This is a genomic window from Mucilaginibacter sp. P2_D11, assembly GCF_056404435.1.
This window is the reverse complement of sequence record NZ_JBFUEA010000015.1, coordinates 56,182-82,061: the sequence shown is the minus strand read 5'-3', so window position 1 is coordinate 82,061 and position 25,880 is coordinate 56,182. Positions and strand designations below refer to the sequence as shown.

Below are 25,880 nucleotides of genomic sequence, written 5' to 3'. Positions count from 1 at the left end.
AAGCAGATTAACCGGATTGCCGGAATTCATAGCAATTGGTTGTCTATGGCTTAAATTCTGTTCATTCATTAATTCCATAAAATTCGAGTTCAGACAATTTATCGATAACTATATTTACCCTCATGTTAGATTCCCGCAGAGATTTCCTTAAAAAGGCAGCCATGCTTACCGGCGCGGCAGGTCTTAGCAGCGTTTTGCCCGCATCCATCCAAAAAGCACTGGCCATAAACCCGGCGGCTGGCAGCACCTGGCACGATGCCGAGCACGTTGTTTTCCTGATGCAGGAGAACCGCTCGTTCGATCATTGCTTCGGTATGCTGAAAGGGGTACGCGGATATAACGACCCACGGGCTATCGACCTTCCCAATAAAAACCCCGTTTGGCTGCAAACCAACGAAAAGGGCGAAACATTCGCGCCTTTCCACCTCGATATCAAAAACACCAAGGCCACCTGGATGAACTCGCTGCCGCACAGCTGGACCAACCAGGTAAACGCCCGCAACGACGGCAAATTCGACCAGTGGCTGATAGAGAAAAAATCGGGTAACCCCGAGTACCGCGATATGCCCCTAACCCTGGGCTACCATACCCGTGCCGACCTGCCCTTTAACTACGCCCTGGCGGATGCGTTCACCGTGTGCGATCAAAATTTCTGCTCATCGCTTACCGGCACTACGCCAAACAGGTTGTTCTTTTGGTCGGGTACCATACGTGAAGAACAAAAAGAATCATCACGGCCGAGGGTTTGGAACGAGGACGCCGATTTCGGCACACTGAACTGGACCACCTTCCCCGAGCGGCTGGAAGATGCAGGCATCAGCTGGAAATGCTACCAGAACGAATTGAGCATACCCGTTGGTTTCGAGGGCGAGCAAGACCCATGGCTCTCAAACTTTACCGATAACCCACTGGAGTTTTTTGAGCAATACAATGTAAAACTGCACGATAAGCACACCGTCTTCCGCAAGAAAATGCTGGAAATACTGCCCGGCAAAATCACGGAGACCGAGGTCAAGATAAACGCCCTGCCGGCAGGCGATGCAAAGCTTAAGCGACTTAAGGAGGAATTGCATTGGATGCAGGAGCAACTGGCCGATATCAAAAACAACCCGCAACTATTGGAGCCGGGTGCATTCGACAAGCTTTCGCAAAAGCAGAAGAACATACACCTTAAAGGTTTCGACACCAACCGTACCGACCCGCATTACCACGACCTGACCACTCTGAAATACGACGATAACGGCACTAAACGCGAAATGCAGGTGCCAAAAAGCGATGTGCTGCACCAGTTTAGGCAGGATGTAAAAACAGGCAAGCTACCAACAGTATCCTGGCTGGTAGCACCCGAGAATTTCTCCGACCATCCCGGCGCGCCATGGTATGGCTCCTGGTACGTATCCGAGGTGCTCGATATTCTCACTCAAAACCCGGAGGTTTGGAAGAAAACCATTTTTGTGTTGAATTACGACGAGAATGACGGCTACTTCGACCACGTGCCGCCTTTCGTGGCCCCGCACTCGCACAAAGAGGGAACGGGCAAGGTGTCTAATGGCATTGACACCCGTGTAGAATTCGTAACCCTGCAGCAAGAGCAGGAACGCAAGGATTTCCCAACGCATTACGACCGCGAAAGCGCCATAGGCCTGGGCTTCCGGGTGCCAATGGTTATCGCATCGCCCTGGAGCCGCGGCGGCTGGGTAAATTCCGAAGTGTTCGACCATACCTCCTGCCTGATGTTCCTGGAGAAATTCCTCGCGCACAAAACCGGCAAAACCATCACCGAACATAACATAAGCGATTGGCGGCGCACCGTTTGCGGTGATTTAACGACAGTATTCCGCCCCTACCATGGCGAGCATATAGCCAACCCCACGTTCCTGGATAAGAATAAATATGTAGAAGGCATCCACAAGGCCAAGTTCAAAAAACTACCGACTTTCAAGAAACTGAACGAGACCGATATCAGGCTCATCAAAACCAACCGCCACGCATCGCCCCTGATGCCGAAGCAGGAAACGGGCATCAAACATTCCAACGCGCTGCCTTATGAATTATATGCCGATGGTGTATTGAGCGATGATAAGAAATCGTTCCAAATCAAATTCGAAGTATCAAACAGGGCATTTGGCAAACAAGCGCTTGGCGCGCCTTTCAATGTGTACGCGCCGGGTAGGCACGCCGGCTTTTACAACCCCGGCCAGATGGAAGCTGCCCGCACGTGGAGCTACGCCCTCACTCCCGGCGATAACATAAGCGATGAGTGGGCATTGAATGATTTCGAAAATAGCCTGTACCACCTGCGCGTATATGGCCCCAACGGTTTCTACCGCGAATTTAAGGGCAACGCCCAAGACCCCGACCTGACTGCCGATGTGAAATACCAGCAGGATGCCGCAGGCAAAAAGCTTACGGGCAACATCCAGATAGGTTTCAGCTCGGGCAGTACAACGCCGTTGCTGGTAGAAGTGATTGACAATGCCTACAAAAGCGCACCGCTTACCCGCACGGTTTACAACGCCGCAAGGTTTACGCCGCTGGTGCTAAACCTGCAAAAAAACCATTGCTGGTATGATTTTACCATAAAGGTTAAAGGCCACACCACTTTCGAGAAACGCTACGCAGGCCGGGTAGAAACCGGCAACCACAGCTTTACCGACCCATTGATGGGTGGTGTTGTAGTTTAGTCGGAAAGACGGGAAGTCCGAAAGTCAGTAAGTCCGAAAGAGAGCTACAAAAGTCGCTTTATTTGACCCTAGCACCGGCTGTTTGTTTCAGACTTCCAGCCTTTCCGTCTTCCTGACTTTCGGACTTTCGGACTTCCTTTTACTCCCCGCCCAACAACGGATTGTTAACCACACCGGCGAACAGTACCAACCCGGTTTTCATCTCGCGAATAACGAAGATGAAGGGGCGGTTGAATTCCAATACCGGTATAGGGCCTGCCGAAGTAAGGCCGATTTCTACCGATGTTGCGGCGGCGGCTTCGGTGCCTTGCTCGTTCACATCTACAAACGCTTTATGCTTAACATCGGTTATGGTGAGGCCGCCCGCGGCGCGGATGCCCGTAAAGTCGGCCATATCGCTAAAGGCCCGGCCCATGCCCAGGTTTATCAACGGGTCTTTTAACGATTTGCCATAGCTGAATTTAAACTTAGGGAAGTAAACCTGGCTTTGCTGTGCGCCCAGCCCGGCCATCCAGCTGTTCCACTTATCAGCATTAATACTCGCTATCAGTTCTTTCGCCGATACGCTTGCATCGGGCAAAATAGCTACCATGCTGAACCTGTCGTGCGCATAGGGAAATTCGGCGATGATGGTGGTTTTGCCACCCTCGGTAACGATATTGTTGTTGTAATCTATCTTACCGGCCATAAAATCGGCCTGTACGCTACCGCTGCCTGCGAGGTTAAAGTTGCGCTTTTTGGTTTCGCCGGCATCGAATTTGGTTTTCCATACGCTTTTGAAATAGATAGCGTTGATCAGGAACATCTGCGATTCACTGTTAATGGCATCTACAATACGGGGTATCTTGCCGTTGGTTTTATCGCTTACCCAGCTGTTGATGGTGTTTTTGGCATCGGGGCTGGCAAAATCCAAGGCCTGCACCTTTGCCTGGTAGCTGCTGGTATTTACATCGATAAACGGTTGCAGCACCTCAAGCCCCTGCCGGTACCAGATGGAGTTGGCTATTTTTAGTTGCGTGTTGGGTTCCAGCCCCGGTAGTTCCGTCATCAGCTTGTTATAGTAACTATTTACTGCAGGCTGCGTAAAGCCGGTGAAATTCATGGTACTGTTGATAGCATCCAGCGTTCCGTTGCGGGCGCCGTTGGCCGTCATCCCCACGGCGAAGCTTACGCTAAGCGGCGACATAAACAGGTTTTTGTCGGTGCCCTCTGATGCCGATATCTCTTTGAACAGCTTGAGTGTAAACGCATTATCCGCTGCTACCTTTTGTTGTTCGGCGGCGGTAAGCACCAGGCTCTTGCCCTCGCCGGGGTCGATGTCGTTTTTATTGCAGGAAACGAAGCCAATCATTAATAAGCCAAATAGCAGCGGAGCAATGCGTTTCATAAGATCAGTTTTTAATTTATTTTCACCTGGTTAGTTAATTACATTACGGGGACGTATTTACAAGTGATACAGGCAAATGGAGAAAAATTACTTGCTAAAATCTCCGTGTTTTTGCCATAATGCAGCAAAAAAAGGTAGTTTTTCTCATTTTAGTGATGCGTTTTGCGTCTATTTTTCGCACTTCTCCCCTCGCTATCGGAAACGTCAAATTTCAGCACCTTAATTTGACAAATAAAGAAGCTCCGCGTTAAGGATAGTAGTGGAAACCCCACAGCCGCGGGAGGGATGGCGCGGGTGGAAGGGCGAGGAGTTGGAACGTATAGCCTGGGCCGTAGGCAACGCCATCAATTACGGCTAACAAAACCCGACGGCTCGTTTTTTAATAAAATTATCCAGCATATAAAACGTGTTTAATTCTCAACTTTTAATCCTAAATTTATCTGCCTGCAACAAACCCCGGTTGCATCGAAACCAAATTATCAAAACCAATAGCTGATGAAAAAAATCCTGTCCGTACTGCTCGTGCTTTGCCCTGCTTTATTGTTTGCCCAGGGCAGCAAAGTGTTCGATAACCTTACCGTAAACAGCAAAATACTCAAGAGCGAACGCAAGTTTGCCATTTACCTGCCGCCCGATTACGAAACCAGCGGCCGCAGCTACCCCATCCTTTACCTGCTGCATGGTGCGGGCGACGACCAAACCGGCTGGGTGCAATTTGGCGAGGTGCAAAACATTACCGACAAAGCCACCCGCGAGGGTAGCGCCACCGCCATGATCATTGTGATGCCCGATGCCAACACCGGTCGCAGAGGCTATTTCAACGATATTAAGGGCGACTGGAATTACGAGGATTTCTTTTTTACCGAACTGATGCCCTACATAGAGAAAAAATACCGCGTAAAAGCCGAGAAGCGTTACCGGGCAATTGCCGGCCTCAGCATGGGCGGAGGTGGCAGCTTTGTTTACGCGCTGCACCATCCAGAATTGTTCTCTTCGGCTTGTCCTTTAAGCGCAGCTACCGGTTTCCTGAGCCTGGATGAGGCTAAAGCAGGCATAGCCCGCATGAACCCCGGCGTAACCCTGACCGATAGCACCATAACCAACTTTTACAACAATTACAGCGTAATACCTTTGATGAACGCCCTTACCGATGCCAACAAAAAAGCCGTGCGCTGGTATATTGATTGCGGCGACGACGACTTTTTGTACGAGGGCAACGGCCTGGTGCATAACCTGATGCGCAAAAAGGAGATACCGCATGAGTACCGCATCCGCGACGGCGCCCACAACTGGACCTACTGGCGCGCATCGTTACCCAGTGTGTTGGAGTTCGTATCCCAGGCATTTCATCAGTATTAATTAGTTCATGGTTCATAGATAATGGTTCATGGTAGGATTTGAGCAATTTGAATATCTACTCTGCTATTCGTAATTTGGCTATGAACTATGAGCTACTATCATCCATGAACTATTAACCATGAACTAACATATATGCAACGCAGACAATTCCTAAGAAATACAGCTGTCGCCGCAGGGGCATTATCGTTTTTGGGCAACCGTAGCTTTGCTTCGATATTGGTTGATCCGGCTTACCAGGTTATCCCATTACGTAATAACGTAGGTATCTTTATCGAACAGGGCGGCACCATCGCCTGGATGGTGAACAAGGAAGGCATCGTAGTGGTTGACGCGCAGTTCCCTAACACCGCACCGCACCTGATTGCCGAAATGCAGAAGAAAAGCGATAAGCCCTTCCAGTGGCTCATCAATACCCACCACCACGGCGACCATACCAGCGGCAACATCGCTTTTAAAGGCATAGCCAAAAATGTGGCCGCGCACGCCAATTCGCTTGTAAACCAGCAAGCATCGGCAGTAAAGCAGAAAAAAGAAGACCAGCAACTATACCCCGATACTACGTTTACCGATAAATGGAAAGTAAAAGTAGGCGACGAGATCATCAGCGGGCATTACTTTGGCGCGGGCCATACCAATGGCGATGCCTTTATCCACTTTGAGCATGCCAACATCGTACATGCAGGCGATTTGGTGTTTAATAAAATGCACCCGTTTATCGACCGCGGCGCAGGCGCATCGTGCAAACATTGGCCAATCGCCCTGGAAGCTGCCACCAAGCACTTCGATAAAAACACGCAATACGTTTTCGGCCATGCCTTCGAGCCATTAAAAGTTACCGGCACGGTAGAGGATGTAAAGCAGATGCAGGATTATCTGGAGAAACTGGTGGCTTTTGTAGAAAGCAGCATAAAAGCCGGCAAAACCAAGGAGGAGATATTAGCCGCAAAAGCTATCCCCGGCGTAACGCTTTGGCAGGGCGATGGTATACAGCGCAGTTTGTCGGCGGCGTATGAGGAGTTATCGGCGTGATAGAAGATCCGTTCTTATCTTTAAATGTAGAAAAGAGCTTACAAAAGCGCCGGCTAATTTATAGGACAGGCTTTTTTATGCTCTTTTCTTATACGATGTTTTGCTTCATTGCCATCCCGGGGATTGTCGTCTTCAATCTTTTTGGTGCCTTGATTATTAAACTTTCCGGCGCTCCACACTACATAGAGACGCTGTGGGGGATTACAGTTGTAATTTGGGCGTTAATTGATACGTGGGTAATGCACCTTACCGTAAAAATAAGCGGGAGCGGCGATAGCGCAAGCAATCGAAAATTGCTGCACGAGGCATTGACAATAAAATATCCGCGGGCAAGCAGGATGAAGAATACCAAAGCCTATGTTAGATACCAAAAGGGCCGAATATACCCCAGCCTGTCAACGTCTATAAGCTGCCTGTTTGATGGCGGAGATGTTTATTTAAATGTGATGTCGTTAGGCAGGGGGGATTCGCTATTTGCTTTTTTGGGAGTAATAAACTATTACAGGGCCAAAAGTTTGGCCAAAAGCTTAAGCAAAGAAAACAAATGGAAATATGAATTTAGCAATTAAAGCTGTTTTAATAATTCCCGTTGTTGTTTTGATAGGCTGTAAACCCAATACAGCAGGCACGCCGACGGAAGCGTTAAAAAAGGATACTTTAAAGCAATCGCGCGCTATTGTTCCAAATCAACAAACTCTCGCTACGCCTTCTGCCGATGCTTTTGAAAAAGCTATTTACCTCAAAATAGACAAGGTACACTCGGGTAATATCTTTAAAAAAAGCGATGGTATTGACTGTTTTTACCGGATTCTAGAAGTGCCCGAAGAAGAAAACATCATGCTGGTAGCAGAACATATATCTTTAGGCGAAGAGGGCGGAAATTATAAGCTACTAAAGCGAATACACCTCACTGGCCCAAATACGCCATTGGCAAACTATTTTTTTAATTCGAGCGATTCGTTGAACTTTGTGGATAGCGTTACCGTTGCAATACATATTAACAACAAGGTAGTCGCTATTAATTTGGATAAAATGAAGTAAAGCCGTGCATTTGCACGCTAATTAACATTACTGATATGAAATTAAATCTCCCGGAGCGGCCGCTTCTAATTTTCTGCATGTGTATATTCATGCTTATTTTTAGCCAAAAAACAATGGCACAGCAAGAAGAACAAATGGTGAGGCTGGCGAAGATACAGGTAGACCCCGCACAGTTAGCCCAATATAACGCCGCTTTAAAAGAGCAGATGACCACAGCCGTGAAGCTTGAGCCGGGCGTACTTACCTACTACGCTGTTGCCGATAAAACCAACCCCGCGCACATCACCATACTGGAGATATACGCCGATACAGCTGCATACAAATTGCACATAGAAACGCCCCACTTTAAAAAATACAAACAAACGGTGCAGCACATGGTAACATCGCTGGAACTGGTGGATGTAAACCTAATCGGGGCTGCTACAAAACCGGGAAGTAATTAATACCATTATCATATGAAAGCCTTGCTTTTCGCCGCCCTCATATCCTTATCCGCCCTATCGGGCGCTAAGCTAAGCAGCACCGCCGTGCTGGAGAAGATGTACGCCAAATACCACGGCAAATGGCATACCTCGCTTACATTTAACCAAACCACCCAGCGTTACCGAAACGATAGCCTGTTGCGCAGCGATACCTGGTACGAGCACATCGTTTATCCGGATTTGCTGCGGATAGACTTTGGCGACAAAACGGGCAACGGTGTTATTTACCGGGGCGATTCATCGTACGTGTTCCGCAACAATAAGGTAGTACGGGCGGGCAAAGGCGAAAACGAATTGATTTTCTTTTTAGGCGGGATGTACTTCAAGCCATTCGAGCAGGTGCTGGCCCATTTTGCCGAGCTGAAGTTCGACCTGTCCAAATTTCATGAAGACACTTACAACGGCAAGCCCGTTTACGTGATAGGCGCCGATAAGGATGGCGAAAAAGTAACCCAGCTTTGGATAGACAAGGATAAACTAGTGGCAGTACGATATTTTAAATACGACGCCAACGGCAAGGAAGAAGCCACTTTTGAGCAACACGTACAACTAAAAGGCGGCACGTGGAGCGAAACCTTCTGCAAGTTCTACATCAACGATAAACTGCTGCAAACAGAAACGTATCATGATATAGTGCCCAATTTACCTACTGATAAGGCTGTTTTCGATCCATCATTGTTAGGCAACAAATAAGGCAGGCACCAAATTAATACGCCACGTATTCCTTCTGATCTATCCGCACCGAGCCTTTGTTTTCGGTGGTGCTGATGTACATCGAAATGCGGTAAAAGTCGTTATCGAAAACGTAGATATTATTATACCTGTCTGCCCCCTGGAACTGCATCACGAGCCTTGAACGGCGTGCCTGTGCAACCATATTGAGGATGTGCTGCGGATCGCGCGAGGTATAGGTAACCGTATGCAACACCGCCGTATTGGGCAAAACTTTGTTTACGCCTATAACGATGGTCTGCTCGCTCGCCTTTGGGTTTATCGACCGGAAATGTTCTATCTTCTTACCATCCACTTCTTCAATATACTGGTGCTTAAACACCCGGCCAAGCGTTAAATAGGTATGCGCCTGCCCGTCGCTCAGGTTAGCCAGGTTGGTAAGATCGGCAAAAGTGATGCTTTGCGCGCGGGCGCTAACCTGCAGGCAAAACAATAGCATGAGCAACAGGTATTTTTTCATTTCTTTTCCTCCCAACAAATATAATCCATTTTAAGTGAGTTTGTAAATGCGGCATTATAGCTTTACCGGATAATATGCTATTGCTTTTTTAATACTATCGGCTCATTAAGCATCTCGTACATGGTTTTAAAAAACGCTCTCAATTCCGGGTATTCATCGCGGCTGTAATAACTTCTTTTAAAATCAATAACATAGTTAACAATTATCGCCCCTTGAAACTCCCCAACAGACCGTTTAAAAGTGATGCTATTATCAGCCAATACTATTGTTAGTGATTTTGGCAGCACATCTGTTTTATACCCCGCAGGGATAATATACCTGCCATTTACAGAATAGGTATTCAGGTAAATAAAATCGATATCGGAGAGGCGGGTTTCACTTAAAAACGGATTTTGCCCCAGGCCTGTAAACAGATTGGGATTAATATAGATATAGTTGGCATCAGACCCGGTAAGTTCCAGCTTAAAATCGAAATCTTCGCGTAGCGGCAAAGTATCCACATCCATATTGGTAAACTTATGGGCTATTATCTCCAGGTTGGAATTGCCTTCCTTAAGCTCATCTTCGATATATTTTTTTTGCCCAATGTCATCGTATTCTTCCAGCTTGCTTATGCGTTTATAATTCGAACTGCTCTTTTGCACGTTCCCTTCCAGCTTACCGACCGGGCTCACGGTGGCATTTACAAAAACAATTTCCGTAGATGAAACGCCGGTTTTAAGCTTTATCACGTCGGTGCCTAGCCGGTCCGCGTTAATCATAAGCATATTTAAGCCCAGTAATTCGTATGGGGTGTTATTATACGTATTGTACTTGCCTGTTGCATCCATCACATAAAAATTAATCGCATCTATAGGCACCTGCACAACCGTTTTATTCAACCTGCCGAAACTTGGATTCGTTAGTTCTATTTCCCCATTATCGCGTGTGCCCAGTACCAACAGGGTTGCTTTTATCCCCGCTAATTTTAAGAGGTGATACAAAATGAGGTTGATTTCGGTTGAATTGCCTGTTTTGTTAAGCCATGATTTTTGAATGCCATCCTCCGTGTACCATTTGTCTACTTCGTTCCATTTCATCGCATTTTTAACGGTATTAAACAGGTAAGCTATCTTGTCGTCGGTAGTGGCAAGGGCATTTGCATCGCTAATTAATTGTGCTTCTTTATCCAGCGGTAGTTTAAGCTGGCCGCCAAAATCCTCATCGGCCAATACTTCTTCTGCTATGGTGTTCCAAAAGGCAAATGCGCGCATAGGCTTAAAATAAATCCCTTGTAAGTTGTCCTCTATCGAATGCATATATGGCTCTATTCTAAAGCCGGGTACATTTTTCATGCTCCATATGTAATTGGTTACATAGCTATCTTTCGGAGTAAAAACTGTATCATTAACAAAGGGCAGGGTTGCCTTCTTAACGATGCTGAAGCTATACCTGAAGTGTAAACCTGCGTTTAGTTCACTATAGCGGGTTGGTATCAGCGTCTGGAAAAGCCAATCGGGATAGTTGTACCCATAACCCGTTTTCCAGGTATATTTTATTTCTATAACCGAGCCTGCCTTTGCTTTGGGGAATGTAAATACAATAGCACGCCGCTGTTTATCTATCTTTTCGGTATAAAAAAGTTTGGGGTCTACAGGTGTTCTTACGATGGTATTGCCCTCCAGGTTTATGGTTTCCGCCTGGATATTCTTTATCGATTCGTTGCTGCGCGCGCCGAAATATTCTAAACGTATATTGGCTTGTTCGAGCCCTTTATCATTGAATATTTTTATCCGTTTGTGACGCTCCATCACAATAGACTCATACTTATCATAAGTAATTTTGCCCACATCAAACAGCACCATGGCGTTGGCCCCTCTATCGAAATTGCAAGAGGCGAGTTTAAGGTCGGCAGTATCTATTTCACCATAAATGGATGTTTGCGCACTAACATTGAAGCCTGCGCATATAAAGAGCAAAAGGAAAGCGAAAATATTTTTCACGTGAACGGCTTTGGTGCTACCAAATTAACAAAATGCTGCAACAAATAAAATTAGGGGTGATAAGTGGTCACCGCATGCCGCAGCACATCGCCTTTGTAAAACAGCACATCTTTAAACTTCCCGTCGATATATCCCTGCGCCTGATCGGTAAAGTTTGGCGACGATGCATCGAATGAATGCCCGCCGGTGATAATGGTTTTTGCTTTGAGGATGGGGCCAAACTCAACGGCAGCTATAAAGCTATTACCCGAGTAGCCGTAACGTTTTTGTGTACCCGGCATTATACGGCTCACGAATGAGGGCAGCTGCCCAAAGTTGGATGAGGTTTGCCCTACCGGCAGGCTGGGCAAGGCATCGCTAAAGGTAAGGCCATCCGCAGGGCGCTGGTACCGGTTGATATCGCCCCACTGCGTCTTCCAGCTGCCGTAGCGGGTTTGCAGGGTATTCAATGCCGTACTAAACATTTCCAGCTGGCGGGCGGCGGGTAGCGTTTGCAACAAACTGCGCATGCGTTTTACGATGTAGCTACTCTCGCCTGGCTCGGGCGGGGGCATGGCGCGGAACACCAGCGTGCCCCATTCTACTGCCAACGTGGTAGCTACGGATGTGGCCCCGCTACGCCTATCCCAGGCCTTCAGTATGGCCATAGGTTCGGCCAGTTTGGTTTTGAGGCTGTCGGGTGCGCCATCGTAGGCGGCAAAGAGGTTGGGCAGCAGATCGTCGAAAGCGGCGAGGTAATGATCGTAGCCCTTGGCAATCAAGCCATCCAGCGTAAGGTTTTTGGCATCCTTCAAAACATTCGCGGCGGTTATGCCCCGGTAATTTTCATCGTCGGGTGCCATATAAAGGGGGTATTTTGCCCTGTTGGGACCGGCAACCCCTGCCGACGTAAAAACCGATGAATTACAGTTTTGAATAAACCCGGTAGATGGGTTGTACACATGCACCAGCTCATCTATAGTGCACAGCCCCTTCCATTCGGTGGCGGGCGTTGTACCGTCTACGGGTATCTCCCAGTTGAACGCCGGATCGCGTTTGGGCATAAAATTGCCGTACCAAAAGGCGGTGTTGCCTTTATCGTCGGCATAAACGGTGTTGTTGCTGGTATTGGCCAGCAGGCCCATGGCCTTGCGGTACCCGGCCAGGTTATTGGCTTTGGTAATCAGCCATGATTCCAGCAGGGCTTTGTAAGATCGGTTGTAGTGCTTCAGGGCAAGCCATTTGCCATTGCGGGCAGCCAGCACGGGGCCATGATGGGTATAGTACGCGGTAATATCGGTAGCCGCCAGCGTATCGCCTTTTTTTACCAAAAGCCTCAGTTTTTTTTCCGTTACGGGGCGTAGTTTACCATCGTATTGGTAAAACCATTTGCCGTCTTTTTTCACTACGGTTTCGGCATACATATCGCCAACGTCGGCATAGCTGCTAGTGTGCATCCAGCCGCAATGGGCATTAAAGCCCTGGTATATAAAAAACTGGCCCCAGGTAACCACGCCATAGGCATGCAAACCCTCTTCGCTTTGCAGCCCTACCTCGCTGCGGAAATAAAAGGGCACGTGCGGGTTAATGTATAGCATGGCATGCCCGCTTGCCGTGCGCGATGGCGAAATGGCAAAGCCGTTAGAGCCAATCTCGCGCTCCTGCTTCATGTTGATGATGCTTTGCGGGTTGTACAGCGCACCCACCCTGTTCGCGGCATCGCCATAAAAAGCTTCCGTTTCTTTAGCTGTGATGTCGCCCGTTTCGGTTGCGGCTACGCTGCCATCGGTAAACATAAGCGCGTACCAGGGTTTGAATTTTTTAAAAACCAGCGGCTTTACTTCCGGGTGTTTGTACAGGTAGTAATTAAGCCCATCAGCAAAGGCATCCAGCAGTTTCCTGAATGAGGGGCTGCTGTTTTTATAATCATTTATGGCATCGGCACTATCGGCTATCAATTGCAGCTGCACATCGGTATAAAGCGGGGCAGCACCGTCGGCCTCGCTTTGGCGGCCCATTTGGTACAGATAGTTACGTTCTATGCCCTTGAAGTTTTCCTCACCCTGCGTGTACATTAACCCGAACACCACGCCCGCATCCGTTTTTGAGTAGATATGCGGCGTACCATAATTATCGCGGATAATGGTTACCGATTGCGCCTGCTGCTTGTAGCGGGCAATCTCTGCAGGCGTATATGTTTGCGCCAGCATTTGCAGCGGCAGCGCAAAAAGGACGAATATAAAAAGCTTCTTCATAAGCGATATATCGGCAGCATGGCTTATGGCCCGCTGCCGGGGTTTAAACTATTGCCAATTTAATAATAATTGCCATAATGTGGCCTACTGTTGTTGCTCCCGGCCAAAAAGGAGGCGAATAATAGTGTAAAATGGACACTTTAAAAACATTTACCAAGTGCCGCCTTCAAACAAATCATCAATACGCCAAAAACAGCTATAAAAAAAGCCATTATTAGCATTAACACCCGGCATAGTGTATCGTAAAAAAAATACTTTAAAAAGTTTTTTACACTATGCCTATAATTTGTATATTGGCATTATAATTTACAGCATTTTGTGTTCGATGCTGTTTTGGCAGCAAAAGCAAATAATATTTAAGGATAGTGTAACATTTATATGTAAAACTTCGTCTTTTTATAATAAGACGAAGACAATATATGGTCTGCAATGTCGTTTATTTGTATATTTGACAGTTATCTATCGGTATGATGGAGGGTGCGACTAGTTTTCCGCAGGAAAAACAGCTCCCATGATGCCATTTAAAGAGCCATTCATCAACCGCAGGGTTGCATAAATAAAGAACTTGGATAAACTAACATGTTATCTGAGATTTAGTTGATCGACATTATTTGAGAGATGATGTTGCAGAGCGTCCCGGGGTGAGATACGGGACGCTTTTATTTTATACGGATTTCACCGATTTTTGTTGTTTTTTTTCCGAACCTTGATTTACGGGATTTAGCGATTTCAGGATTATGCAGGATTATTTTCTGAACCATGATGCGCTTGATTTAAGGATTCCACGATTCATGCTTAACATAATGCACCTTTAACCTTTAACCTTTAACCTTTAACCTTTAACCTTTAACCTTTAACCTTTAACCTTTAACCTTTAACCTTTAACCTTTAACCTCATTTCTTCCTATACATCGCCATTACCAGCGTTACCATACGGTTGTAGGTATCGAGGCCCTGGGGTTGGTTGTTGGCCTTCAGGAAATTATCATAAAAAATGCCGGTGATTACGTTGGCTTTATTCTGGTAAGCATGCCAGTATTGGCGCTCCTGCTTAAAATCGGCTTTTACTTGCGGGGATATGCGTTTCTTGAGGGGTTTGCTCATCAGGCTATCGGCCATGTATAGGCTAAACATAAACTCGCGCACGGCCAACTGGTAGGCCGAGTAGCGCAGCAACCTGTTGCGCGAGCCGGTTGCGGCCAGGTAACCCACAAAGTTGGCCTCGTCCTCGGCCCCGTACCCCATCTGGTGGCTCATTTCGTGGCAGGCGACGAATGGCCGCACAAATGCCGGTTGCTGGTAATTCAGCTGTGCCTCGGTGGAAAAAGGGTTGTAATAACCCGATGTGCCGATATAGTTGAGCAACGGCGTAAGCAGGGATGGTTTGATAGCCGGACTATACGTTTTAAAATTAGCCGATGTAGTGCCCAGCTTTTTTACCGCTTCCATTGCATTTTTATAGATGGTATCGTTGGATGCCGCCAGATCGGCAGCGGTGACACGGGCGCGGGTGGCGTTGGCGCTATCTATCAGCAAAGTAGTAACCGCTTGCAGTTGCGCAACCGTAAATTTCTCTTCTTTCAAATGAAGCCTTTCTGCAGCCGATGGGCGAAAATAATTAAGACCCCAAAAAAGGTAAAACAGTAATATGCCGACCTGCACGCCTATCAACAGTCCCAGAGCCAGCATTCCTGCGCGCAGGAAACGTTTCCTGATCAAATGCCCGATGAGTTTAATCACCGCGTACAGCAAATAGGCAACCACCGCAATGTATCCCAAATCGCCAAAGCTAAAGGGCAACAGATTGAGCACCGGGTGCAGCACAAAACAAATAGCCGGGTAAAGGCCTTGCGAATAATACCTCTCTATCGCCGCAGGGTGCCGGGCAAAAAGCATCAGCAGCCAAATGGCGAGGGCCAGCAGCGCAATAACCGCGCATCTTTTTAGCAAGGGATGTTCTGCGAAATATCGTTTTATCTCCACAGGGTAAATATATGGCTTTTAGCGGCCGCTGGTAAACATCCGGTTAAAACAAAAGCCCTCCGTTTGCTGCGGAGGGCCTTGCTATTAAAAATCACGAAATGATTATTTTACGCTTACCGGTACCGATAACTTATCCCAGTTAAGTGAGAAGCCTTTGCCGTTGATTTTATAAACCAAACGCTCGTTCATGGCCGAGGCTACCGGTTTTACGGTTACACGCAGGGCATCCTGGCTTTCATCGTACTTAAAGGCACCCCATTGTTTGGCCACTTTATTGAAGATAATAGTCCAGGTGGTTTCTGTAGGGATGGCGAAGAAGCCATACGTACCAGCAGGCAATTTCTTACCTTCTATCATAATATCTTTGCTGGTGGTAAACACGGTGGCTTCGTTTGCACCGGCGCGCCATACTTTGCCAAATGGTTCCAATTCGCCAAAAACTTTACGGCCACGTACCGATGGGCTGCCGTAATTAATGGTAATGGTAGAGCCTGCAACTTTAGCGCTAACGCTATCGCGCGGGCTGGCGGGTTTTTGCTGTGCAAATGCAAAACTCGAAATTAACAAGGCAAACACAAAAAATGCTGCTGCCTTAACCTGGAATGTTCTTTTCATCATAATTCAATGTTTCTTTTTAGATTGATATATAAACGCCTGAAGCGTGATTTATTGTTGACAAATATAGGTGCATGTATTGGCAAAAATGCGCTTATTCATCCAAAAATAGCCCGATTTAAAAAACTTTTATCTCCCGGCCTTGTTATTCACCTATAACCCACATTGCAGTTAGGAATTGACCGAAAGGTTAAACAATTGTTGTGAGTTTTGGCCCTCTGTCCTCAACAAGGCAGAGGGTTTTTTTATGCAAAACGGCAATTTTATTCTTCGTCCTTTATCTCTTCCCAATAAAGGGTTTCCTGGTAAATATCGTTCTTGATAGCTACCTGCGCTTTTATGCGTTCCAGTTCGGCCTTTAATTCGTCGGCGCTTAGTGCCTTATTTAAGGAGTGATAAAAAATAGCGTACCCGGTACGGCTATTGATGCATTTGTAGTGTTTGTCAGCAGTATTCATGGCAGATAATGCTTGTTGTTATATAATACAAACTGCAAGGTTTTTGTTTTAGTATGGGAGGAATTGCTTAGGCGCGTTACTCTTTTTCTTGTTACTTTTATGCTGATTGTACAACACTGACATGCGTTACGAAGAATTCCTTCCCGATGGTATTTTGAAACATTACGTGCAATGCTATTTTACCTGCGAAAGCGATACCCATATCACCACGCATGATCAGGTTTTCGCTTCGGGCACGATGGAACTGATGTTTAACCTGGGCGACGATGGCCCGCAACGCATCATCAACGGCAACACAGTAAGCCAACCCCGCGTACAATTATGGGGACAAACCATCCGGCCCTTTACTTTCACCACCACCGGCAAGCATGCCATGCTCGGCATCCGCTTTTTCCCGCATACAGCAGCCTGTTTTTTTGAGGAACCCATTGCCGCGTTTAACGATGAGGTAACAGACCTGCATGATATAACCAGTACCGAGGGCCGCCTGCTGTATGATCGGTTGCTGTATACCGCCTCCTTACCCGCCCGTATCACGCTCCTCGAAGCGTTCCTGCTATCGCGCCTGCAGCGCTTCCAGCTAAAATTGGCAAAATTGAATATGATGGACCATATCATCCGTCGGCTAAATCCCGATGATTTGCCCGACCGTATCAACACTATAGCCGGGCGTTACGGTATATCATCGCGTTATCTTCAAAAGCTTTTCCTGGCTCACTCGGGGCTCACACCCAACCTGTTCGGCAAGATAGCCCGTTTCCAAAAAAGCCTGCAACTGGTAACGCAAAAGCAATTACCCCTAACCACCATCGCCTACCAATGTGGATATTACGACCAATCGCATTTCATTAAAGATTTTAAAACCTTTACCGGCATAGCGCCATCGCACTTCCGTCCGGAAAGTTCTACCGATTTATTCGTTCCGCTGAACAGGTAAGCTCAAGTTCCGATTTTTACAATTTGTTGGTTTGCACAAGCGGTAGGTTTACTGCTCGATAAAACCACCAAACATGAAAAAGAACATCATTTTAGCAGCCCTCGCCTTCTTATGCATCAGTAGCCTATGCCATGCGCAGGGCCTCGTCAACATCAAGAAAGAAATCGGAATAACCAACGCCCTGTATTTCCGGCTGTTCCAAAACAAAGATATGGCCATTGTGGATTTGTACACTGTCGATGGCAGCCTGTTACCGCCCAACGCGGCGGCTGTACGCGGCCGCGCCGCGCTCACCAAAGATTTTAAAACTGCGTACGCCGATACTAAAATCAAAGGTGTAAAATTTTCTACACTTGATATTTATGGCGTGGGTACGCAATACATAACCGAAGAGGGTACCTGGCAGGTAATCGGCACCGATGGTAAATTGGTTGATGCCGGCAAATACCTGAAGCTTTGGAAAAAGACCAAACAAGGCTGGAAAATATTTAGGGATATATTTAATAGCGACAGAAAAGGATAAAGTTGGCTGTGGGAAATATCAGCATGGCCATATGTCCGCGTCGCGAGTCGACTCACCCCCCGCCCCCTCCTATGCTGCGCAAAGAAGGGGAGATATTGGGGTTATATTTTTCTTCTTTTTCTTAACCCTCTTTGCGAAGCAGAGAGGGTCGACGTCCGCGTATTGCGGGCCGTCGGGGTGAGTCAAATATGCGAGCGACAGGAAACGAGTTTTAGAGTCCCGAATATTCGATATTTTCCCAGCTACTACCTTCCGCCGTCGCCCTGCGGCATATTGTTGTCTTCTTTATCGCGCCCCTTGTCCTTATCCTTAGAAAACTCCAGCTTGCCGAATTTGTAGCTAAGTGTAATACCGAAGCTTTGCAAAGGCACTTGCCTGATGCTTACCTGGTTAAAACCAGGGCCGAAGGTGGTAGCCCGTTGCGTTACGTAATGCGTAAACGGATTAGCGGCCTGCAGGCCAAGGCTAGCCTTTTTGTTCATGAATTGCTTGCGCACCGCAATATTGTAAAAGAAAAAGTACGGACGGGTACCCTGCAAATTCTTTTGCGATGAGTTGTAGTTAGCAAAAGCTTCTGCCATAAAATCATGCGGGAACTGGTAACTGGCATTGAGGTTGATGCGGTAAGCCAGCCCCGTTACTTTAGATACGCCCGGGTTGGTATTGGTACGGCTAGCAAAGAACATATTGGTACGCAAATTCAACTTGCCTATGGGTACCGACCCGAAAAGGTTGGCACCTACGGTGGTTTGCGTGCCGATATTGCTGCGCTGGTTCAGTAATACATCGGGATACACGCGGCCGTTAACGTCGAGGCTATCGTAACGGGTACTGAATTGCTGAATGTCATCGATGTTATGGCGGTAAAAGCTGCCTATATAAATATTAGCGCCGCCATCGAAAGATTTGTTGTAGCCAAGCTCGATACCGTGGCTCAGCTCGGGTTTTAAATTGGGGTTGCCGGTGCTAATGTTATGCGGATCGCTGATGTTGTAGAAGGGGTTCAGGTCGCCATAGTCGGGGCGCTCTATGCGATACGAATAACTAGCTTTTACAGATGAGGTCGGGCTCAGCTTATGCGAGAAGGTTAACGATGGCACTACGGTATTGTAACCCGGTATCACCACGCCGGGGAAATCGGCAGTGGTGTTGGTATGCTCGTCCCTGATGCCTGCTTTTACATCTAAAAATTCGTGGAATAACGATGTAGATACCGAAAGGTAGCCCGCATATATCTGGCGTTTGTAGTTGAAACCATAGCTTTGGTTTGCGTTATTGACATACGTACCATCGTTCAGCAGCGTATCGGTATTAACAACGTTCTTCAGGTTTTCTATTACCGCTTTTGCGCCGCCTTCCAGCGTGAAAGCTTTGCTGAAAGGATGCACATAATCAATAGAAATATTGGTTTCCCTGTCGTTGCCTGGGTTGCTGCTGCGCGAGCCGGATGTTGGGTAGCCGCCGGTTAAATAATCCTGCTCGTTAAAGTACGAGAAAGTATTTTTACCATAGCTGGTACTGTACAATATCTCCAGTTCCTGTCCTTCCTTTTTAAATTGTTTTTTGTAGGTCAGGCTAAGGTCGGTTGCGTTTACGTGGAACCGGCTATCGGATATGCGGTTGCTCAGCAAATCGTATATCGGCGTGCCGGCAGTAGTGCTTTTAAATTCGTCCTGGTTGCTAAAGCCATTGCCATGGTTACCGAAATGGTTAAAACCTACCGACGCTGTCAATTCATCTTTAGGCGAAATGCTCCAGTTGAAGCTGAGGCCCGATTGATAGCCGCTGCGACGTTGCGTATTGTTGCCGCCTTGCGTTAAATTGGTAATGGTACCCGCTGTTGCGTCGGTAGATGTACGGTTATTGCTGTTTAAGCCGGTTGTGGCCAACTGCGCATTCCCGCTGAAAAAAGCGTTTACACCGAAATTGTTCTTACGCATATTAAGGTTGAACGAGCCGTTCTCCAGCCTTGTACCTGCGGCGAGGTTAACGCTACCGTTGATGCCCTTTACCTTGCTATCTTTTAAGATGATGTTGATGATACCGCCTGTACCCGCAGCGTCGTACTTAGCACCGGGACTGGTAATTACTTCTATGCTTTTGATCTGGCTGGCCGGTATGGCCTGCAAGGCATCGGCAAGGCTGGCTCCGAAAATGCTACTCGGTTTGCCGTTGATGAGGAAACGCACATTGGCGTTACCCTGCAGTTCTACGTTACCATCAATATCTACCGATACCTGGGGTACTTTCTTCAGCACATCCAGCGCCACGCCGCCCTGGGCCGTAAGATCATTGGCAGCGTTGTACACCATTTTATCTATGCGGTTTTCTATGATGGGGGCCTTGGCGGTGATAGTAACCCCGGTTAGCTGATTTTGTACGGGGGCCAGCAATATATTGCTCAAGGCGGGGGTACCACCGCCATCGATTACCATTACATGATCAATAGTGGTGCGGGTGTAGCCCAAAAAATCTACGGTCACTTTATAGTCGCCGGCGGGTACGTTATCTATGCTAAACGTCCCTTTGGCGTCGGTGCTGATGCCGTTGAACGGACTGGTGGCGCCTTGCTTGAAAACCGAGATGGTAGCATAATCTACGGGCAGCTTAGTAACAGCATCAACAACTTTCCCGTTTATTTTACCTTTGCCCACTTGCGCAAAGCTATTTGCAGATATAATAACTAATAATAGGACCGAAAATATAGCCCTGATGGATAACCTGATATTCATAGAACCACAAAACTGCCAAAGAAATTTGGATAAAAACTGAGTTTAAGCTAAGGTTACGGAATTGTTACAGATGGGTGGCGATATGGGATGGCCGCGTAACGCCATGCATTTATAAGAATTTATTTCTCGTAAAGGCGCAAAGCCGCTAAGTGTTTAAAAAAACTTTTGGTCACCCGATACTCCCTAGAATATCAACACCAGCGTCCCCGCGATAATCAGCACCGCACCTACCGAGCTTTTCAGCGTGAGCGGTTCGCCCAAAAAGATTACTGATAGTACGATGGCGATGGCCACGCTCAACTTATCTACCGGTGCCACTTGCGATACCTTGCCCAATTGCAGCGCCTTGAAATAAAATATCCACGATAAACCCGTTGCGCAGCCCGATAGCACCAGGAACACCCAGTTGATTTTGGTTAAACTACCCATGCCGTGTTCCGCTCCTTTGTACAAAACAATCGCCCAGGCTATCAATAAAATAACAACGGTGCGAATAGCCGTAGCCAAATCGGTATCTACGCCCTTGATGCCAATTTTGGCGAATATAGCGGTGAGTGCCGCAAACAGTGCTGAGAGAAGAGCGTAAATCCACCACATATCCGTGTTTTTAATTAGCAATTACACAAAACTAAGCACAAAAACTGATTTTAAATTGAGGAGATTATTTACCTAAAAAGAAATAACAAGGTTATTCTGCCCGATGAAAATCATCAAAATTTACAATAAAATAGATTTTGTGGCACGTTATTCTTATCTTCATCGTTTTAACCCAATATGAAGAAAACCGATTTCGTTTATTCAGAAGAGTCTGAGCCGCATCGTATCCGTACAAAAAAGATATTGAAAAAGTTTCCGGAGCTTAGGAAACTAATAGGGAAAAACCCCAATACCATCTTCGCAATCATAGGCCTGGTAGCTTTCCAGGTGGTTTTAGCCTGGTTCCTGCGCGATCAATCGTGGTGGCTGGTAGTTGGTGCAGCTTATTTTTTAGGCGCCTTTGCCGATCATGCTTTATTTGTGATGATACACGAGTGCACCCATCAATTGCTCTTCAAAAACCGTAATGCCAACCGCTTTGCATCTATGTTTGCCAATTTGCCGCAGATATTGCCAAGCGCTATATCTTTCGAGAAATACCATATCAAGCACCACTCGTTCCAGGGCGTGCATGAACTGGATGCCGATTTACCCAACCGTTGGGAAGCAAGGCTCATCAGCAATTCATTCTTCGGTAAAGCCTTGTGGTTATTGTTTTTCCCGGTGTTCCAACTGTTCCGTTTATCACGCCTGCGCGAGATTCACCCATTCGACGGCTGGATAGTAACCAACTTTTTGATACAGGTAGTATTTACAGCCGCTATCGTTTACTTCATGGGTCCGCATTCACTTGTATTCCTGTTGCTTAGCTTCTCGTTCTCGGTTGGCCTTCACCCGCTGGGCGCCCGCTGGATACAGGAGCACTACCTTACCCACAGTGTAGAGCAGGAAACTTATAGCTATTACGGTCCGCTCAATACCGTGGCCTTTAACGTAGGCTTCCACAACGAGCACCACGATTTTCCTTCTATCCCCTGGAACAAGCTCCCGGATATCAAGAAAACAGCCCCCGAGTATTACGATACTTTGTATTACCATACCTCGTGGACCAAGCTGTTCTTCCAGTTTTTATTTGATAGGGAGATATCACTATTCAACCGCATCCTGCGCCGCGAGCGTGGCCGAGTGGCCATTACGGATACCAGCAAGCCGGATATTGAAATGACCGCCGACCTGAAAACTGAAAAGGTAGCTTAACCGTTATTTTAAAATATAGATGAGCCGCCCCTAGCAGGGTGGCTTTTTTTATACTTATACGCTATCATATTAAACCTGATGCATTTAAATGGCACAATTTTGCTATTTTTGATAACCAATAAGCTAATTTTGTGCGAAGTTGATAATATATGAAACGATTATATGTTATTAATGCTTATAAAGACATGAGCCGACGCAAGAAATTAAATGTGCTGATACCCATTGTGATACTGATGTTTGTTGGTGCCTATGCCAAGCATCGCCTTATTGATCGCAAGCAGCAGCCGGCCGGCCGATTGCAGGATAAAGCGATGGACGAAACATCGGGCATTGCCGCATCAACCCTTAACCCCGATATTTATTACGTACATAACGATAGCGGCGATACCAGCCGTTTTTTTGCCATAACGCCCGATGGTAAACTGCGAACCACCATCTATTACCGAGGCCATAAACAGCACCTGGGCGCGCTGGATGTAGAAGACATAGACGTTGGCCCCGGCCCCGTAAAAGGCAAAAGCTATGTTTACGTTGGCGACATAGGCGACAATTCTTCCCAACGGTTATTCATTACCATTTACCGCGCCGAAGAGAAAAAGACCTGGGGGAAAGACAGTGTGGCCAATACTGTCCCTGTTCCTATCAACCTGCAATATCCTGGCGGCCCACGCGACGCCGAAACCATGATGATAGATCCGCTGGAGAAGCTGATATACATCGTATCTAAACGTGGCGATAGCGTGGGCGTTTATACCTCGCCTCTCAACTACCGCAACGACGATACCGTTACCATGACCTTGCGCACCAAGCTGTTCTTTAAAGGCATACGCCCATTTAAATGGATAACTGCGGGGGATATTTCTAAAGATGGAACCCGCATTTTGCTGAAAAGCTACGAGAAAGTATATTATTGGACGCGTCGCCCCAATGAAGCCGTATGGCAGGCCATGCAGCGCCCCCCGCGCGAACTGCCTTATAAACAAGAGAAACAAGGCGAAGCCATTGGCTTTACGCCTGATGGCAAGGGTTATTATACTACCAGCGAAGGCGTGTACTCGCCCATTTATTATTACGACGTACCGAATTAATCAGCCGTTAGTTTTTTACCGCACCCGCGTACCCGCTCATATATTCCCTCGGCGATTTGCCTGTAATGGCCTTAAACACGTAGTTGAAATTGGTAATGCTGCTAAAGCCGCAGCTATACGCCACATCGGCAATGTTGTTCAGGCTGCCGTTTACCAGCAATTTACAGGCTTCGTTCACCCTCACCTTGTTTACAAATGCGATAAAGGTAGTGCGGGTATGCTTTTTAAAATACCGGCAGAAAGCGTTCGGCGTTAGATGCGCCAGGCGGGCTACTTCATCCAGCGTGAGGGCGTTGCTGTAGTTGTGCATAATGTAGTTGTACACCGATGCAATGCGGGCACCTTCGGGGTCGGTCATGGAGTAGGGGTAATTGCCGGATGATAATGGCTCAATGCCCTCCAGCGAACTCATCGCATTCAGCATATCTATCAGCAAAGCCAGCTGCGCGGCTCCATTGGCGTATTGTATCTTCTGTATCATGGCCCAAAAAGCCACAGCGGCATCCGCAGGTATCTTAAAACCGCTTTGCCATTGGGTAAAAAAGCTTTTCACCAGCGCCATCTCCGGCAGGCCAAAAAGTGCAGTCAATTGCCCGTTGGGGTTAAAAAAAACGCTGATGGCCCGCACCTGCTTGTCGCTCCCCTCGGCAAAATATTCGGGACTACTTTTAAACAAATGCGGCTGGTTAGCACCCAATACATATACGTCCCCACTACCAAAAACGTGCATGCTGTTACCTGCGAGCAGCGTACCCTCGCCCTGTTGTATCCAGGTTACCTGTATTTCGGCGTGGCGATGCAGGTGCGGGTAAAAATGTGGCAATTCCTCCTCCTGCACAATAATGCTTTGCCCATGTGGCACCGGTATGGTAAAGGGGAGGACTTTCATGGGTTATTGGTTAAGCCCCACCCAACCCTCCCCGGAAGGGAGGGCTTTTTGAAGTCTCCCCTCCCGGGGTAGATTTAGAGGGGGCTGATTAATATCGGTTAGGTGAAAATTGGTCAATATTTGTTGATACTTGTTTTTCGTTGAGCACCTCTTCAATTAGTTTACCTGTTGCCGGTGCCAGGCTAAGGCCCATCATGCCGTGGCCGGTAGCTATGGCTACGTTGCTGTATTTTGATGACGTGCCGATATAAGGCAAGCCATCGGGCGAGCAGGGGCGAAAACCGTACCAGATATCCTTTACCTGCGGGGTAGCTGGTTTAAAGCCTGGGAAATATTTGGGGATAGATTCTACGATACCCGCTACGCGGTTCATGTTTATCTTATCATTTATCTTGCCTATTTCCATGGTGCCGCCAAAGCGGATACTGCCATTCATCGGCGTTACGGATACCCTTGCCTCGCAAAGCAAGGCCGGAATGCTCATCCTTTTCTGTGGCTCCTCTACCATAAACGAATAGCCTTTGCCCGGCATCAACGGAACGTTAAGCCCGGCAAGTTTAGCAATCGCCGGCGACCAGGCACCACCCGCAATCAGGTATTTATCCGCCTTAAAACTTTTATCATTACTTTGCACGGATACCACTTTACCTTGACCGCGTTCGATATGCGTAACCGGCGTATTTCGATGAATCTTTACGCCTGCTGCTTCGAGGTATTTCACTAAACCCGCCATCAGTTTATTGGGATACAGATGCGCATCGCAATGGTAATGCACAGCACCTAATACGTCCGTATCAATCTCGGGCTGCAAAGCGCGAACTTCATCGGCAGTAAGGTTTTGCGCGTCGAGCCCAAGCGCTCTTGCCTTTTCGGCGATGTGGTGCTCTTCATCTTCAAATTTGGCAGTTTTATATAGCATCAGGATGCCTTTATCCTCCAACCCGAAATCAAAACCCGCCGCTTTGCCAAAATCCAGATATAGCTTTTTGCTCAGGAGCGAAAGGTCGCGCAAGGCTACGGCCGAGCGTTCCACATGTTTTTTATTGGCTGCTTTCAGGAACTTCAATCCCCAACCTATCAGTTCGGGGTTGAGCGATGGTTTTACATAGAACGGACTTTTGCTATCGAACATCCAGCGGATGCCCTGCTCTATCATGCCCGGTGCAGCCAATGGTATAAAATGACTGGGCACTATCATGCCCGCATTGCCAAACGAGGCATTGTCGCTCAGGTCGCCCTGCTCCAGTATTTCTACTTCCCAGCCTGCTTTGTGCAGGTAATAAGCTGAAAAAAGGCCTATTATGCCGCCTCCTATGATGGTTGTTTTACTCATGGAATCTTATTCTTTAACAAATTTGTCATTGCGAGCGAAGCGCGGCAACCTCATAGGACACTTGGCGACTTCGCAAAGCATCGGCGCTTGTCCTATGAGGTTGCCACGGCTCCCATTCGCGCAGCCCACACATGAGCC

General features: G+C 47.4%; 21 protein-coding genes. 10 read left to right on the top strand and 11 right to left on the bottom strand.

Going from position 1 to position 25,880, the window contains the following annotated elements:
- Window positions 1-122: 122 nt before the first annotated feature.
- Window positions 123-2,684 carry a phosphocholine-specific phospholipase C gene (locus tag AC1DXC_RS21640; protein WP_477461273.1) on the top strand — a complete coding sequence of 854 codons (2,562 nt, stop codon included), beginning with the start codon at window positions 123-125 and terminating at the stop codon, window positions 2,682-2,684.
- A 139-nt stretch (window positions 2,685-2,823) separates the two neighbouring features.
- On the opposite strand, the gene AC1DXC_RS21635 is transcribed toward AC1DXC_RS21640, so the two are convergent.
- Window positions 2,824-4,071, bottom strand: a complete 1,248-nt coding sequence (locus tag AC1DXC_RS21635; RefSeq protein ID WP_477461272.1) for a serpin family protein — start codon at window positions 4,069-4,071, stop codon at window positions 2,824-2,826.
- Window positions 4,072-4,566: 495 nt separating this feature from the next.
- Between AC1DXC_RS21635 and AC1DXC_RS21630 the strand changes: the two genes are divergently transcribed.
- The 5 genes from AC1DXC_RS21630 (at window position 4,567) to AC1DXC_RS21610 (ending at window position 8,675) form a co-directional block, all read left to right on the top strand.
- On the top strand, window positions 4,567-5,430 hold the full coding sequence (locus AC1DXC_RS21630) for an alpha/beta hydrolase (protein ID WP_477461271.1): 864 nt from the start codon (window positions 4,567-4,569) through the stop codon (window positions 5,428-5,430).
- Between the two features lie 132 nt (window positions 5,431-5,562).
- Window positions 5,563-6,459 (top strand): MBL fold metallo-hydrolase, encoded by an 897-nt coding sequence (locus tag AC1DXC_RS21625; protein WP_477461270.1) that lies wholly within the window; start codon window positions 5,563-5,565, stop codon window positions 6,457-6,459.
- 552 nt (window positions 6,460-7,011) lie between these two features.
- Window positions 7,012-7,500 (top strand): hypothetical protein, encoded by a 489-nt coding sequence (locus tag AC1DXC_RS21620; RefSeq protein WP_477461269.1) that lies wholly within the window; start codon window positions 7,012-7,014, stop codon window positions 7,498-7,500.
- Window positions 7,501-7,613: 113 nt separating this feature from the next.
- Window positions 7,614-7,943, top strand: a complete 330-nt coding sequence (locus AC1DXC_RS21615) for a putative quinol monooxygenase (RefSeq protein WP_477461268.1) — start codon at window positions 7,614-7,616, stop codon at window positions 7,941-7,943.
- A gap of 12 nt (window positions 7,944-7,955) precedes the next feature.
- On the top strand, window positions 7,956-8,675 hold the full coding sequence (locus AC1DXC_RS21610; RefSeq protein WP_477461267.1) for a LolA-like protein: 720 nt from the start codon (window positions 7,956-7,958) through the stop codon (window positions 8,673-8,675).
- A 13-nt stretch (window positions 8,676-8,688) separates the two neighbouring features.
- On the opposite strand, the gene AC1DXC_RS21605 is transcribed toward AC1DXC_RS21610, so the two are convergent.
- From AC1DXC_RS21605 to AC1DXC_RS21580, 6 genes are all read right to left on the bottom strand, one after another.
- A complete protein-coding gene (locus tag AC1DXC_RS21605) occupies window positions 8,689-9,174 on the bottom strand; it encodes a hypothetical protein (RefSeq protein WP_477461266.1) in 486 nt (161 codons plus the stop codon).
- Between the two features lie 77 nt (window positions 9,175-9,251).
- A complete protein-coding gene (locus tag AC1DXC_RS21600; protein ID WP_477461265.1) occupies window positions 9,252-11,156 on the bottom strand; it encodes a DUF3857 domain-containing protein in 1,905 nt (634 codons plus the stop codon).
- A 50-nt stretch (window positions 11,157-11,206) separates the two neighbouring features.
- Entirely contained in the window at window positions 11,207-13,390 is a 2,184-nt protein-coding gene (locus AC1DXC_RS21595; protein ID WP_477461264.1) for a penicillin acylase family protein, read from the bottom strand.
- A gap of 894 nt (window positions 13,391-14,284) precedes the next feature.
- Window positions 14,285-15,373, bottom strand: a complete 1,089-nt coding sequence (locus tag AC1DXC_RS21590; RefSeq protein ID WP_477461263.1) for a DUF3810 domain-containing protein — start codon at window positions 15,371-15,373, stop codon at window positions 14,285-14,287.
- 102 nt (window positions 15,374-15,475) lie between these two features.
- On the bottom strand, window positions 15,476-15,991 hold the full coding sequence (locus AC1DXC_RS21585) for a DUF2911 domain-containing protein (RefSeq protein WP_477461262.1): 516 nt from the start codon (window positions 15,989-15,991) through the stop codon (window positions 15,476-15,478).
- Between the two features lie 260 nt (window positions 15,992-16,251).
- The gene (locus AC1DXC_RS21580) at window positions 16,252-16,446 is read right to left on the bottom strand and encodes a hypothetical protein (protein WP_477461261.1); all 195 of its coding nucleotides are present in this window, start codon (window positions 16,444-16,446) and stop codon (window positions 16,252-16,254) included.
- A gap of 121 nt (window positions 16,447-16,567) precedes the next feature.
- Between AC1DXC_RS21580 and AC1DXC_RS21575 the strand changes: the two genes are divergently transcribed.
- Window positions 16,568-17,383 carry a DUF6597 domain-containing transcriptional factor gene (locus AC1DXC_RS21575; RefSeq protein WP_477461260.1) on the top strand — a complete coding sequence of 272 codons (816 nt, stop codon included), beginning with the start codon at window positions 16,568-16,570 and terminating at the stop codon, window positions 17,381-17,383.
- 73 nt (window positions 17,384-17,456) lie between these two features.
- Window positions 17,457-17,906: a YybH family protein gene (locus AC1DXC_RS21570; protein WP_477461259.1), complete on the top strand. Its 450-nt coding sequence runs from the start codon at window positions 17,457-17,459 to the stop codon at window positions 17,904-17,906.
- A gap of 245 nt (window positions 17,907-18,151) precedes the next feature.
- Here the strand turns inward: AC1DXC_RS21570 and AC1DXC_RS21565 are convergent, their stop codons facing one another.
- Together AC1DXC_RS21565 and AC1DXC_RS21560 are read right to left on the bottom strand one after the other, a co-directional pair.
- On the bottom strand, window positions 18,152-20,638 hold the full coding sequence (locus AC1DXC_RS21565) for a TonB-dependent receptor (protein WP_477461258.1): 2,487 nt from the start codon (window positions 20,636-20,638) through the stop codon (window positions 18,152-18,154).
- A gap of 183 nt (window positions 20,639-20,821) precedes the next feature.
- Entirely contained in the window at window positions 20,822-21,235 is a 414-nt protein-coding gene (locus AC1DXC_RS21560) for an EamA family transporter (protein WP_477461257.1), read from the bottom strand.
- Window positions 21,236-21,412: 177 nt separating this feature from the next.
- Between AC1DXC_RS21560 and AC1DXC_RS21555 the strand changes: the two genes are divergently transcribed.
- Complete coding sequence (locus AC1DXC_RS21555; RefSeq protein ID WP_477461256.1) at window positions 21,413-22,432, top strand: fatty acid desaturase; 1,020 nt, start codon at window positions 21,413-21,415, stop codon at window positions 22,430-22,432.
- Between the two features lie 149 nt (window positions 22,433-22,581).
- The gene (locus AC1DXC_RS21550; protein ID WP_477461255.1) at window positions 22,582-23,520 is read left to right on the top strand and encodes a hypothetical protein; all 939 of its coding nucleotides are present in this window, start codon (window positions 22,582-22,584) and stop codon (window positions 23,518-23,520) included.
- Window positions 23,521-23,527: 7 nt separating this feature from the next.
- Here the strand turns inward: AC1DXC_RS21550 and AC1DXC_RS21545 are convergent, their stop codons facing one another.
- Window positions 23,528-24,409 carry an AraC family transcriptional regulator gene (locus tag AC1DXC_RS21545; protein ID WP_477461254.1) on the bottom strand — a complete coding sequence of 294 codons (882 nt, stop codon included), beginning with the start codon at window positions 24,407-24,409 and terminating at the stop codon, window positions 23,528-23,530.
- 88 nt (window positions 24,410-24,497) lie between these two features.
- Window positions 24,498-25,742 carry an NAD(P)/FAD-dependent oxidoreductase gene (locus tag AC1DXC_RS21540; RefSeq protein WP_477461253.1) on the bottom strand — a complete coding sequence of 415 codons (1,245 nt, stop codon included), beginning with the start codon at window positions 25,740-25,742 and terminating at the stop codon, window positions 24,498-24,500.
- Window positions 25,743-25,880: the final 138 nt, after the last annotated feature.

What these genes read in the sequence shown, in the direction of transcription:
- AC1DXC_RS21640 (WP_477461273.1), top strand. Translation starts at nt 123, where the DNA reads ATGTTAGATTCCCGCAGAGATTTCCTTAAAAAGGCAGCCATGCTTACC.
- AC1DXC_RS21635 (WP_477461272.1), bottom strand. Translation starts at nt 4,071, where the DNA reads ATGAAACGCATTGCTCCGCTGCTATTTGGCTTATTAATGATTGGCTTC.
- AC1DXC_RS21630 (WP_477461271.1), top strand. Translation starts at nt 4,567, where the DNA reads ATGAAAAAAATCCTGTCCGTACTGCTCGTGCTTTGCCCTGCTTTATTG.
- AC1DXC_RS21625 (WP_477461270.1), top strand. Translation starts at nt 5,563, where the DNA reads ATGCAACGCAGACAATTCCTAAGAAATACAGCTGTCGCCGCAGGGGCA.
- AC1DXC_RS21620 (WP_477461269.1), top strand. Translation starts at nt 7,012, where the DNA reads ATGAATTTAGCAATTAAAGCTGTTTTAATAATTCCCGTTGTTGTTTTG.
- AC1DXC_RS21615 (WP_477461268.1), top strand. Translation starts at nt 7,614, where the DNA reads ATGGCACAGCAAGAAGAACAAATGGTGAGGCTGGCGAAGATACAGGTA.
- AC1DXC_RS21610 (WP_477461267.1), top strand. Translation starts at nt 7,956, where the DNA reads ATGAAAGCCTTGCTTTTCGCCGCCCTCATATCCTTATCCGCCCTATCG.
- AC1DXC_RS21605 (WP_477461266.1), bottom strand. Translation starts at nt 9,174, where the DNA reads ATGAAAAAATACCTGTTGCTCATGCTATTGTTTTGCCTGCAGGTTAGC.
- AC1DXC_RS21595 (WP_477461264.1), bottom strand. Translation starts at nt 13,390, where the DNA reads ATGAAGAAGCTTTTTATATTCGTCCTTTTTGCGCTGCCGCTGCAAATG.
- AC1DXC_RS21585 (WP_477461262.1), bottom strand. Translation starts at nt 15,991, where the DNA reads ATGATGAAAAGAACATTCCAGGTTAAGGCAGCAGCATTTTTTGTGTTT.
- AC1DXC_RS21580 (WP_477461261.1), bottom strand. Translation starts at nt 16,446, where the DNA reads ATGAATACTGCTGACAAACACTACAAATGCATCAATAGCCGTACCGGG.
- AC1DXC_RS21575 (WP_477461260.1), top strand. Translation starts at nt 16,568, where the DNA reads ATGCGTTACGAAGAATTCCTTCCCGATGGTATTTTGAAACATTACGTG.
- AC1DXC_RS21570 (WP_477461259.1), top strand. Translation starts at nt 17,457, where the DNA reads ATGAAAAAGAACATCATTTTAGCAGCCCTCGCCTTCTTATGCATCAGT.
- AC1DXC_RS21565 (WP_477461258.1), bottom strand. Translation starts at nt 20,638, where the DNA reads ATGAATATCAGGTTATCCATCAGGGCTATATTTTCGGTCCTATTATTA.
- AC1DXC_RS21560 (WP_477461257.1), bottom strand. Translation starts at nt 21,235, where the DNA reads ATGTGGTGGATTTACGCTCTTCTCTCAGCACTGTTTGCGGCACTCACC.
- AC1DXC_RS21555 (WP_477461256.1), top strand. Translation starts at nt 21,413, where the DNA reads ATGAAGAAAACCGATTTCGTTTATTCAGAAGAGTCTGAGCCGCATCGT.
- AC1DXC_RS21550 (WP_477461255.1), top strand. Translation starts at nt 22,582, where the DNA reads ATGAAACGATTATATGTTATTAATGCTTATAAAGACATGAGCCGACGC.
- AC1DXC_RS21545 (WP_477461254.1), bottom strand. Translation starts at nt 24,409, where the DNA reads ATGAAAGTCCTCCCCTTTACCATACCGGTGCCACATGGGCAAAGCATT.
- AC1DXC_RS21540 (WP_477461253.1), bottom strand. Translation starts at nt 25,742, where the DNA reads ATGAGTAAAACAACCATCATAGGAGGCGGCATAATAGGCCTTTTTTCA.